The organism is Caldicoprobacter sp. (assembly GCF_047459465.1).
In the GTDB taxonomy this organism is placed as follows: domain Bacteria; phylum Bacillota; class Clostridia; order Caldicoprobacterales; family Caldicoprobacteraceae; genus Caldicoprobacter.
Genome location: NZ_VSCO01000052.1, coordinates 1 through 11982 on the forward strand (window position 1 = coordinate 1; position 11982 = coordinate 11982).

General features: G+C 47.0%; 11 protein-coding genes. 1 reads left to right on the plus strand and 10 read right to left on the minus strand.

The window, feature by feature from the left end; all coding sequences use genetic code 11:
* The 5 genes from FWJ59_RS04940 to FWJ59_RS04960 form a co-directional block, all read right to left on the minus strand.
* The coding region (locus tag FWJ59_RS04940; RefSeq protein WP_414480873.1) for a pyridoxal phosphate-dependent aminotransferase at window positions 1-757 on the minus strand (757 nt) is incomplete at its 3' end.
* On the minus strand, window positions 750-2054 hold the full coding sequence (gene hisD, locus FWJ59_RS04945) for a histidinol dehydrogenase (RefSeq protein WP_414480874.1): 1305 nt from the start codon (window positions 2052-2054) through the stop codon (window positions 750-752). The genes FWJ59_RS04940 and hisD, both read right to left, overlap by 8 nt.
* Window positions 2038-2688, minus strand: a complete 651-nt coding sequence (gene hisG, locus FWJ59_RS04950) for an ATP phosphoribosyltransferase (protein WP_414480875.1) — start codon at window positions 2686-2688, stop codon at window positions 2038-2040. The genes hisD and hisG overlap by 17 nt, the downstream gene beginning before the upstream one ends.
* Before the next feature lie 60 nt (window positions 2689-2748).
* Window positions 2749-3969, minus strand: a complete 1221-nt coding sequence (gene hisZ, locus FWJ59_RS04955; RefSeq protein WP_414480876.1) for an ATP phosphoribosyltransferase regulatory subunit — start codon at window positions 3967-3969, stop codon at window positions 2749-2751.
* Window positions 3970-4083: 114 nt separating this feature from the next.
* Entirely contained in the window at window positions 4084-5949 is a 1866-nt protein-coding gene (locus FWJ59_RS04960; protein WP_414480877.1) for an ABC transporter ATP-binding protein, read from the minus strand.
* A gap of 132 nt (window positions 5950-6081) precedes the next feature.
* On the opposite strand from FWJ59_RS04960, the gene FWJ59_RS04965 reads away from it, so the two are divergent.
* Entirely contained in the window at window positions 6082-6885 is an 804-nt protein-coding gene (locus FWJ59_RS04965; protein WP_414480878.1) for a histidinol-phosphatase HisJ family protein, read from the plus strand.
* A 14-nt stretch (window positions 6886-6899) separates the two neighbouring features.
* Here the strand turns inward: FWJ59_RS04965 and atpC are convergent, their stop codons facing one another.
* From atpC to atpF, 5 genes are read right to left on the minus strand one after another with little or no spacing between them, the layout of a single operon-like run.
* A complete protein-coding gene (atpC, locus tag FWJ59_RS04970) occupies window positions 6900-7313 on the minus strand; it encodes an ATP synthase F1 subunit epsilon (RefSeq protein WP_414480879.1) in 414 nt (137 codons plus the stop codon).
* Window positions 7314-7319: 6 nt separating this feature from the next.
* Window positions 7320-8726 carry a F0F1 ATP synthase subunit beta gene (gene atpD / locus FWJ59_RS04975; RefSeq protein WP_414480880.1) on the minus strand — a complete coding sequence of 469 codons (1407 nt, stop codon included), beginning with the start codon at window positions 8724-8726 and terminating at the stop codon, window positions 7320-7322.
* Between the two features lie 16 nt (window positions 8727-8742).
* On the minus strand, window positions 8743-9621 hold the full coding sequence (gene atpG / locus FWJ59_RS04980; RefSeq protein WP_414480881.1) for an ATP synthase F1 subunit gamma: 879 nt from the start codon (window positions 9619-9621) through the stop codon (window positions 8743-8745).
* A 21-nt stretch (window positions 9622-9642) separates the two neighbouring features.
* Complete coding sequence (gene atpA, locus FWJ59_RS04985; RefSeq protein ID WP_414480882.1) at window positions 9643-11436, minus strand: F0F1 ATP synthase subunit alpha; 1794 nt, start codon at window positions 11434-11436, stop codon at window positions 9643-9645.
* Window positions 11433-11912, minus strand: coding sequence for a F0F1 ATP synthase subunit B (atpF, locus tag FWJ59_RS04990; protein WP_414480883.1), 480 nt, complete (start codon window positions 11910-11912; stop codon window positions 11433-11435). The genes atpA and atpF overlap by 4 nt, the downstream gene beginning before the upstream one ends.
* Between the last annotated feature and the right edge of the window lie 70 nt (window positions 11913-11982).

Genomic DNA, 11982 nt, shown 5'->3' on the forward strand with positions numbered 1-11982 from the left:
GTGCTGCCCTTTGCGAGAAGCTGCTGACATTGTAAGGCGGTTTTACAGCGTATATTCCTTCAATTAGCTCCCGGTTGCCTATAAGGTATCCAACGCGCAGACCTGCCAGTCCAAAAGCCTTTGAAAAGGTCTTAAGCACCAGTGCATTGGGGTAATTAGTCATCTGAGACGCAATGGAGTGCCCACAAAACTCGCCATAGGCCTCATCCACCACTACCACGCCATTAAAAGTCGTGACTAGCTTCATAAGTTCATCTTTATGGATGACGTTGCCCGTAGGGTTGTTGGGAGAACATATAAATATGAGCTTGGGTTTGTGCTGTTCCATTGCCCTATAAAACCGGCTCATGTCGTAGTTGAAACCTTCACCCAGCGGCACCCCTATTGGGATGCCCCCCGCTATACGGGTGAATACCTCGTACATTGTGAAGGATGGGTTGGGATACAGCACCACGTCTCCTTTTCCCACGAATGCGCTTATCACCACCCTTATTAGCTCATCCGAACCGGCCCCAACCATAACCTCCTGGGGCGATACGCCGCAATATCTGGAAATGGCCTCTTTTAAAGCGGTTGCGTCCGAATCGGGGTACCTGTTAAATTGGTACCCCCGCATTAGTTCGTTTGCCAACCGTTGCCTGATGGCATCGGGCAGATCATAGGGGCTTTCATTGGCATCCATTTTGATCCTGTATGGTATGCTGTCAACCTTGTATGGCTTTAAACCTTTAAGATCATCGCGCATGAATTTATCCATTTTCTTTGAACCTCACTTTTATGGAATTGGCATGAGCGGTTAACCCTTCCCTGTTGGCAAACTCTATGACATCGTGAGCAATGGCCCTTAAGGATTTTTCGGTGTAGGATATTATATTGGACCTCTTTACGAAATCGTATACTCCTAAGGGTGAAAAGAAGCGCGCTGTACCGCCCGTTGGCAGTACGTGGTTGGGACCGGCCATATAATCTCCCACCGGTTCGGGGGTATAATGTCCCAAAAATATGGCCCCCGCATGTTTGACAGCTTCCAAAATCTCAAAGGGGTTGCGTACCGCCAGCTCCAGGTGCTCCGGACCAACAGCATTTGCCAGCTCTATGGCCTGCTCAATATGATCTACGACGATCAGCGCTCCAAAATTACTTAAAGAAGCCCGTACGATGTCTTTGGTCGATAAACCTTCAACCTGCCTTTGCAGTTCCTCAAGCACGCGGCCGGCCAGGTTGCTACAGGTGGTTACCAGGATGGCCGACGCCATTGGGTCGTGTTCGGCCTGAGACATCAGGTCAGCTGCTACAAAAGCCGGGTTGGCCGAATCATCGGCCAGCACCATCACCTCGCTGGGGCCTGCTATCATGTCGATGTCAACATAACCGTATACCTCCTTTTTGGCCAAGGCAACGTAAATGTTTCCTGGGCCTACTATCTTATCCACCTTGGGTATGGTTGGGGTACCAAAGGCCAATGCTGCTATGGCCTGTGCCCCTCCTACTTTAAATATCCTTTTACATCCCGCCTCACAGGCTGCCACTAGGGTATAAGGATTTATTTTTTTATCCTTCCCAGGAGGCGTAACCATGATGATATCGGATACCCCCGCCACCTTTGCAGGGATGACGTTCATGAGCACCGATGAGGGATAAGCGGCACGTCCTCCCGGCACATAAACTCCAACCCGCTCCAGTGGTACTATGCGCTGCCCCAAAATTATGCCCTTTTCATCGATGAGCCACCAGGAATTTTCAATCTGTCTGCTGTGAAATCTTTGAATATTATCCCAGGCACGTTTGAGCAAACTTATGTAACCGTTATCCACCTTTGAATAGGCTTCTTTAACTTCCTCTTCCGATACCAGCATTTCCTGTACATCGTCGTAGTGTACTCCGTCAAATCGAGCGGTATACTCGAGTACCGCTTCATCCCCTCGTCGCTGGACAGCCGAAAGTATTTTCAATACCACGTCCCTTTCCTTCTCAGAAGATGCCTGCAAGCGCCTGTTTAGATTTCCCAGTATCCAGTTGGTATCCTTACCCCTTCCGTCAATTAACTTTACCATTTTCTCGTTCCTCCACTACCCTTTGAATGTCGTCGATCAGGGCCTTTATCTCCCTGTTCTTCATTTTCAGGCTGACGCGGTTGACCACCAGCCTGGCGCTTACGCTGCATATCTCTTCGAGTATCACAAGCCCATTTTCTTTAAGGGTTCTGCCGCTCTCGACTATATCCACAATTACATCCGATAGTCCCGTTAAAGGCCCTAACTCTACCGAGCCATTCAGCTTTATAATCTCTACGCTCTTGCCCTTATGCAAAAAATAGTTACGCGCTATATTGGGGTACTTTGTAGCTACGCGTGTATGTGAATGCGTGATCCAGACATCCCGTTTTTCGGGAAAACCGGCCACCACGAGCTTACACCGGCCAAACTTCAAATCCAGCATCTCATACAGCAAGCGCTCTTCCTCCAGCAAAGTATCCTTTCCTACAATGCCCATATCAGCTATGCCGTATTCCACATATGTTGGAACATCATTGGGCTTGACCAGAATCATTCGGATTTGCCGGTCGGGGGTAAAAAAGAACAGCTTTCTAGACGGCTCCTTCAGCTGGCGGCAGTCAACGCCAGCAGCTTCTAGGATATCTATGGCTTGCTCCATAAGCCTTCCTTTGGCAAGAGCTATAGTTATCAATGAAGTTTCCCCTTTCTGTTAAGCTGAAATTGTATCGGCAAGTAAAATTCGGCCTATATCTTACTCAATGCCTATTTCGTATTCGATGACTTCTGCGTTTACCTTAAATTCTACCACTTTGGGGATGCACCTTTGTCTGGCGTAATCCAGGGGGGTTATGGAGCTGTCAACAGGCAAAAACATCTCTACCCTCATATTTTGCCTTTTCAGACGTTGCATCAGATGGTATGCTTCTCTTCTTTGCCCATCTTGAGCCACCACAAGCACGTCGATCCCTGGTACCTGTTTCAATTTTCCCTGGCGTTCCAACGCTATGAGCAACCTTTTTATGCCTACCGCAAATCCCGTAGCCGGAAGGTCTCGTCCAAATTCCGATACCAGCCTATCGTATCGCCCACCACCGCATATCGGATAGCCCAACTCTCTGGTAATGCCCCTGAAAATAATGCCGGTATAAAAGTTAAAGCTATGGACCATTCCCAAATCGAAGGTTACAAAACGGTCGAAGCCATAATCCTTTAAAATTCCATACACTTGATATATGTTTTCCAAAGCAGCCCTGCATTTGGGATTACGGGAAATTTTCATAGCATCCTCTAGAATTTGACTGTCTCCATAAAGCTGCGGCAAACGATATAGGGTATCTTTAATTTGCTCAGAAATGGGCAATTTTTTGAGAAACATCTCAAGGGCCAACATGTTTTTATGGTCAATCAGGCTCCGGATTTCTTCCACTTCTTCTTGGACAAGGCCAGCTTCCTCAATCAAACCTTTAAAAAATTCCACCTGTCCTATGTCTATCTGAAACTCTTTAAGCCCTAGCTCTAGAAACAACTGAATAGCCATGGCTACCACTTCAGCATCGGCTTCGGGGTCACTTACGCCCAAAAGCTCCATTCCTGCCTGGGCTATCTCCCGCTGTTTCCCAGCTTGAAAGTTACCATATCTATACACATTCCCCAGATAAAACAACCGTAAAGGCAATGGGTCGTTAGCCATCTTGGTTCCCACCACTCTGGCGATGGGCATGGTGATATCGGGACGCAATACCAGAATCCTGCCTTCCGGATCTATTAACTTAAACATCTGTTCTTGCTCGATGGAAGGCTTTACCCCGGCAAATACGTCGAAAAATTCAATTATAGGGGTCTCGATCTCATTGTATCCGCTTAAATAGAAAAATCTTCTAATGGTATCTTCTATCTTGCGTTTGTTGTAGCATTCATCGGGGAGATAGTCCTGCACTCCCTCGGGCAGTCTCAATTTCAGCTTATCTAACATCAAAAACCCCCACTCGATTTATCACTTTAATTAATTAAAGTGATAAAGTGATAAATTTGCCTATATTATATTACAAACTCTAATAGAATGTCAAATATAAATTTGCCCTTTACCTTAGGCTAGATAACTGTCCGTCAGACCCGTCAATTGAGGCTTAAATTGTTCTCTATATAGTATTGAATAAAGGCCGTTATTCTTAAGAAGCTCGTGATGGGTTCCGCTTTCCACAATCCTGCCGTTGTCTATCACCAGTATGCGATGGGCTGCCAGAATGGTAGAAAGCCTGTGAGCGATGACTATGCTGGTACGCCCCGAAAGTAGGGCCTCCAATGCCTTCTGTATCAGAGCTTCGGTGTGGGAATCCAGAGATGATGTTGCCTCATCTAAAATTATGATTCGGGGATTGGAAAGGAGTACCCTGGCTATGGCTATGCGTTGTTTTTCACCACCTGAAAGCTTAATTCCCCGTTCCCCTACTACCGTATCATATCCTTCAGGCAGCGATGATATAAAATCATGAATCTGAGCTGCCTTACAGGCGGCTATCATCTCCTCCTCGGTGGCGTCGGGTTTACCGTAAAGGATGTTCTCTCGAATGGTAGCGTTAAATAGGTATGGATCCTGCGTGACCATTCCGATCTGACTTCGCAGCGATTTCAAAGTGACAGTTCGTATATCCCTTCCGTCAATCAGGATTCTTCCCGATGTGGGCTCATATAAGCGTGGTACCAGATACGCTATGGTGGTCTTCCCGGCACCTGTTGGTCCTACTATTGCTATCATTTGCCCTGGTTCAACAGAAAAAGTGATGTCTTCCAAAGTAGGATTTTCCCCGTCATATGAAAAGTACACATGATCAAATTCAATTTTCCCTGAAATCGGGGGCAATTCAACAGCCTCAGGCAAATCCTTGATATCCGGTTCCCTATCAAGGTAATCGAAAATCCTTTCAAATAGCGCGAAAGATCTGGTAATGTCCACATGGAGATTGGACAGGTGGCTGACGGGACCATAAAGCCTTGTAAGTAGGGTAACAAATGTAACTACAGTACCTACGGTCAGTTCATCCTTTATGACGAGATATCCTCCAACGAAATATATAATGGAGGGGCCCAGTACCGAGATGGTCCTTAACAGCATGAAAAACCATCGTCCAACCATGTTTTCACGAATTTGAAGCTTTATCACTTCCAAATTTATATCATGAAATTTCTTTATCTCGGCTTCCTCACGGGTAAAAATTTTGGTCAGTATGACGCCGCTTATTCCCAACGTTTCCTGTATGTGCTGATTCATCTCAGCCATTTTTTGATGGGTTTCGCTTGCCAGCCTCCACCTCATTTTTCCTACCTGACGGGTGGGCAACACGAAAAACGGTACGAGGAAAGTTCCCAGGATGGCAAGTTTCCAATTCATAGAAAATAAAGCCGTCAACGTTAAAACAAGGCTAAACAAATTATATACTATATTTACCAGAGTGCCTGATATAATACCCTCTATTCCGTGGATGTCATTATTTAAACGGGAAATTATCTCTCCGGTCTTTTCATTGGAAAAAAATTTTAAGGACATGTATTGTAAATGCCTGTACATCTGGTTTCTTACATCCAGTATGATGTGTTTCGACATCCATGTTGTTACGTAGTTTTGCCCGACGCTTATAAGGCCAGATAGGATTGTGGCAGCTATGGAGGCCAATGTCAAAAATCCCAGCAAAGCCATGTCTTTGTTCTTAATTGCTACGTCAATAATGTTTTTGGTAATAATGGGCGGAATTAAATCCAGCCCCGAAATTGCCAATAGGCATAGTAAGATTATAATTTGCTGTTTCCAATAAGGAACTAGATACTTCAAAATCCTTATAAGGATCTCCTTGGAAATTTGGGGACGTTGCTTTGAATCCTCGAATCGCATCCTCCCCAATCCCATTCCTCTGCCCATACCAAATCCAACAAATCCTGGCCCTGGTCGTGGACTCATCAGTATCATCTCCTTTAAAAAGATTTCATCCTCTGGAGGAGGGGGATGAATTGCTAAAAATATGATATAATATTTAGAACGTCATGACAATGGACAATATACCAAATCTATCAAAGGCAGGGATGAGAGTTGATGGATTATCACATTCACAGCACATATTCGGTGGATAGCCGTATGTCTATGGAAGAGGCATGCCTCAGCGCTATACAGGCGGGAGTTATAGAAATAGCTTTCACCGATCACATAGACATCGATTGGCCGGACACCGCCGTTCCGCCATTTGATGTCGGAATGCTGGATAAATATTTTGAAGACATAGAGAAAATGCAGGATAAATTCAAAGGGCAGTTGGTGATAAAGAAGGGAATTGAAATTGGCTTGCAACCACATATCCTGGATGAGTGCGCCGATATAGTGCAATCTTACCCCTTCGATTTTGTGATAGCCTCGGTTCATTTGGTAGGAGGTGTAGACCCATACTTGGGGGGATTTTATCAGGGTAAGACGAAGGAAGAAACCTATGAGGAATATTATGAGGAGATATTGAGGCTCATTACATCCTTTGACCAGTTTAACGTCTTGGGGCATTTGGATTATATAAAAAGGTATTCGCCATTCCCCGTTGAAAAAAATGATCATCTACTTGGTATTTCCTTAATAGATGAGATACTTAAAACCCTCATTGACAAAGGTAAGGGGCTGGAAGTCAATACGTCGGGCTACCGCCATGTATCGGAAACCCCTATGCCCCATCCCGATATAATCAAAAGATACAGAGATTTGGGTGGTAAAATCATTACGCTGGGCTCAGATGCCCATACTCCCGAGCACGTGGCATTCAGACTTGAAACCGCCCTTAAAGAAATAAAGAGGTCAGGGTTTGATGCCCTCACCTCTTTCACCGGCATGCAGCCTGAATTTATCATTATACCTTGACCTTGATGACAAAGTCAATCGATGTTGTAGCGTTTCTTTACCTTTAGCCTGGCCATGGCGCGGGCCATAGCGGCTTTTGACTGGTAGTATTCCTTCATGCTCCTGCGCAGGCGTATCCTCTGCTGCGCTCTTTCGAGGGCTGCTTGAGCGCGCTTTTCATCTATTTCCTCTGGCCATTCTACAGAGTGGGATAGAATGATAACCCCATCGGGGCGTACTTCCATAAATCCTTCATTTATAGCCGCCTCGCGCCATTTGCCGTTCTGCTTTATTTTAAGCGTCCCAATGGCAACCAGGGCTACCATTGGTATGTGCCCTTTCATGATGCCCAGCTCGCCGTCCGAGCTGTTTACAATCACCATCTCCACATTCCCTTTGAAAAAGGTCTTCTCGGGGGTTATGACCTCAAGGTAAAACTCTCCTGCCATCTTCCATCAACCCGCTTTCTTCATCTGTCCGGCTTTTTCAAGCACCTCATCCAGATTACCCACCATGAAGAATGCAGCTTCGGGTATGTCATCCACCTTTCCATCCACAATAGCCCTGAACCCTTCAATGGTCTCCTTAAGCGGGACAAATTTCCCTTGTATGCCGGTATAGGTAGCAGCCACGTGGAATGGCTGGGACAGGAACCGCTGTATTTTGCGCGCTCTGTAGACTACCAATCTATCTTCTTCACTGAGCTCTTCCATACCAAGGATGGCTATTATATCCTGCAACTCTTTATACCGTTGTAGGATTTCCTGGACCTTTCGCGCTACCAGGTAGTGCTCCTTGCCCACAATTCTCGGGTCAAGTATCCTCGAGCTCGATTCCAGAGGGTCAATGGCAGGATATATGCCCATCTCGGCGATTTGCCTGGACAGAACGGTGGTGGCATCCAGATGGGCAAATATAGTGGCAGGTGCAGGGTCAGTGAGGTCATCAGCCGGAACATACACCGCTTGAACCGACGTGATGGAGCCGTTTTTGGTGGATGTTATGCGTTCCTGCAGCGCGCCGACTTCCATCGCCAGGGTGGGCTGATATCCCACTGCCGAAGGCATCCTCCCTAGCAAGGCTGACACCTCGGCCCCTGCCTGTATGAAGCGAAAGATGTTGTCTATGAAAAGCAACACGTCCTGGCCTTCCCTGTCCCGGAAGTATTCTGCAAGGGTAAGGCCCGTCAACGCTACCCGCATCCTGGCACCCGGTGGCTCATCCATTTGGCCAAACACCAGAGCAGTCCTTTCCAGTACTCCTGACTGCGTCATCTCGCTTACCAGCTCATGCCCTTCGCGGGTGCGTTCGCCTACACCGGTAAACACCGAGACCCCGCCGTGCTGTGTCACGATATTGTGTATGAGTTCCATGATGAGTACCGTCTTGCCCACGCCGGCTCCGCCAAACAGGCCAATCTTGCCCCCTTTGGGATATGGAGCCAACAGGTCTATGACCTTGATCCCCGTCTCCAATATATCGGTGGCCGGTCGTTGCTCTTCGATGGGCGGTGCAGGACGGTGAATGGGCACCCTTTCCCGTGCATTTACAGGCCCCTTGCCATCGATGGGTTCTCCTAAAACATTAAACACTCGCCCTAGCACTTCCTTACCCACCGGTACCGTAATGGGCATCCCAGTATCATAGGCTTCAAGGCCTCTTTTTAAACCATCGGTGGCTTCAAGGGCAATGCAGCGCACCTTTCGGTCCTCTAAATGCTGGGATACCTCTGCCCATACCACCCTTGAACCATCCACTATCTTTATGGCATTGAGGATAGCCGGCATATCTTCCGATTCAAACTGTATATCGATCACTGGACCGACAATTCGTACTACTCTTCCCCTGTTTTTGTATTCCATATATATCTCATCTCCTTTATGAGTACTGCTTTTCAAACGCAGCTACGCCACCCATTATCTCGGAAATTTCATTGGTGATGACTGCCTGCCTTGCCTGATTGTACTTAATCTGCAGCTGGGCTATCATTTCATCGGCGTTTTTGGTAGCGGTATCCATTGCCATCATCCTGGCCTGCTGTTCGCTGGCAAATGATTGTATCAACGCCCCGTATATAAATCCCAGAAGGTACTTGGGGATGAGCAGGTCAAGCACTGCTTTAGGCGATGGATGATATAGTATATCGGCGCGATAGTTGACATCAAGGCTGACATCAAAAAAAGCCGACAGTTCTACTGGCAGCAGCTTTATAACCCGTGGTGTCTGTTTTACCGTCGATTCCATATGGGTATAGACGATGTACAGCTCATCCGTCTTGTTTTGACTGTAGCAATCTATCAGATATTCGGCCATATCCCTTGAATAGTAAAAATTTGGATTCTCTGCTGCATCCAAAAATTCATCTCTTACTTTATATCCCTTTTTCTTGAAGAAATCGCGGGCTACATGGCCCACTACGAATATATCAACAGAACCGCCGTGCTGCTGTATATGTGAGAGGGCCGTGTGCAGCACGTTATGGTTGTATGCGCCGCACAGCCCTTTATTTCCGGCAATGACCAAATAAGTAGCTCTTTCATTTCCTCTAGGTATAAAAAAAGGATGGTCTATTTCTGGACTATGGATTATGATGTCTTTGAGAGTAGAGCGTATCTTCTCGAAGTATACATGGTTAGCCCTGTATTTTTCCATGGCTCTGCTGAGCTTGGACGAAGCTATGAGGTACATGGCTTTGGTTATTTGCCGCGTTTGGCGTATGGTCCTGATCCTGCGCTTAATCTCAATCACGCTATACATGGCAATATCACCCGCACATCCTTATTGCTTCAAGAAGGTCGGTTTAAAATCCTTAACAGCGGTCTCTATCTGGGCCATGTCCTCTTCCGTTATATCGCCACTTTGGCGTATGTTTTCGATGACGTTTCTGTGATAGCACTCCATATATTCGATAAACTGTTGTTTAAATTCCTGGATCCTATTTACGGGTACATCCAAAAGCATCTTTCTGGTAACTACATACAGCAGTATTACCTGATGTACTACATCCATGGGGTGGTACTGCTCTTGCTTGAGCATCTCGGTAATCCTCTCTCCTTGGGCCAGCAATTGCTGGGTAGATGGATCCAGCTCCGAGTTAAACTGGGAAAATACCTGCAGCTCGCGATACTGTGCAAGCTCCAGGCGCAATGTCCCCGAGACTTTTGCCATGGCTTTAATCTGAGCAGCCTTTCCTACCCTTGATACCGACAGCCCCACATTTACAGCCGGACGAATGCCAGCGAAAAACAGCTCGTCTTCCAAGAAAATCTGACCATCGGTTATGGATATTACATTTGTGGGTATATAGGCCGATATATCTCCAGCCTGAGTTTCTATTATGGGCAGCGCCGTCAAGGACCCACCGCCTTTTTCCTTGCTCAACTTGGCTGAACGCTCCAAAAGGCGGGAATGCAGGTAAAAGATGTCCCCGGGATAGGCCTCACGCCCAGGAGGACGGCGCAAAAGCAAGGATAATGTCCTATAAGCTACGGCATGTTTGGACAGATCGTCATAGACAATGAGCACGTCCCTTCCCTTGTACATGAAATATTCCGCCATAGCACAACCCGCATAAGGGGCAATATATTGCATGGTGGCAGAGTCGCTGGCTGTAGCCGAAACCACAATGGTATAATCCATAGCCCCCATTTCCCTTAGGGTATTAATGACCTGGGATACCGTGGAAGCTTTTTGGCCTATTGCAACGTACACGCATATTACATCCTTACCTTTTTGGTTGACAATGGTGTCAAGGGCGATGGCCGTCTTACCCGTCTGGCGGTCACCTATGATGAGCTGCCTCTGACCCTTCCCAATGGGTATCATGGAATCTATGGCCAGCAGGCCAGTTTGCAGGGGCTGATTTACCACATCCCTCTCATATATGCCGGGGGCCTTGTTCTCAATTTCCCTGTAACCTTCAGGTCGAATAGGGCCCTTTCCGTCGAGGGGCTGTCCCAGGGGATTGACCACCCTGCCCAGCAAGCTTTCGCCCACCGGAACCTGTACCATCTTCCCGGTGCTATAGACCATCGTTCCTGCGGCTACCGAATTCTGGTTGTTGAGTAGCACCGCGCCCACGGCGTCCTCCTCTAGGTTAAAGGCTATGCCAAATGTACCACCTTCAAACCTTAGAAGTTCACCATACATGCAATCGCTCAAACCGCTTATTAGTACCACTCCATCCCCCGAACGCACCACCCGCCCCACATTTTCCACATCAAATTCCTGCTGGTATTCTTGAATCCTCTCTCTAATAAACTCGCCGACTGACGCCATGTCGGTGAGTTGTTCCGACGATTTGACGCCAGTGACAAGGTCAACCATATCCCCTTTTTGAAAGTCCAACAGGTGTTCCTTTATCCTACTAAGCTGCCCTTTTAAGCTGCCATCATATATCCTGTCCCCGATGGATACTATGATTCCGCCTATTATTTCCGGTTCAACTTTTAAATGAAGTTTCAGCTTCTTGCCTAAAAATTTTGAAAACCGTTCCTCTATTTGCGCAACAGTTGCCTCATCCAATGGAAAAGCCGACCATAAGGTCCCCGTTTCAACGTTCGGTACATTCATGTTTCCACCTTCTCCAGGAATTTCTGTATCATGGCTTTATTCTGTTCAGGGGTTATATGGCTTTGCAGGACCTTGGAAGCCAGCTCCACGACCAACTCTGCAGTCTGAGCTTTGAAAGCCTCAATTGCCTGTTGGCGTTCCTGCTCTATTTGGCGCTTTGCTTGTTCCAGCATGGCCTCTGCCTCTCTTTGCGCCTGTTGCTGCGCCTCCCGTATGCGCTGCTGTGCGGTGTGCTCGGCCTGCTCCATGATGGCCTTTACCTGCTGGCGCACCTTTTCAAGTTCCTCGCTGGACAAGCGCCTTTTTTCCTCGATCTCGCTTTCGCGCTTTTTGAGCTCCTCCATCTTTGCCTCAATGTTCTGCGTACGCTTATCCAAAAAACCCTTTATGGGTTTAAAAAGCAGACGCTTTAGAAACCAAAACAGTATAGGTATGTTGATCATTTGGAAGACAAACGTCCAGATATACTCCTTCATACCGTATTCACCGTTTCCTTAAATTTTTATTATTCGTGGGAAAGGTATCTCGCAAGAATGTGGCATCAAA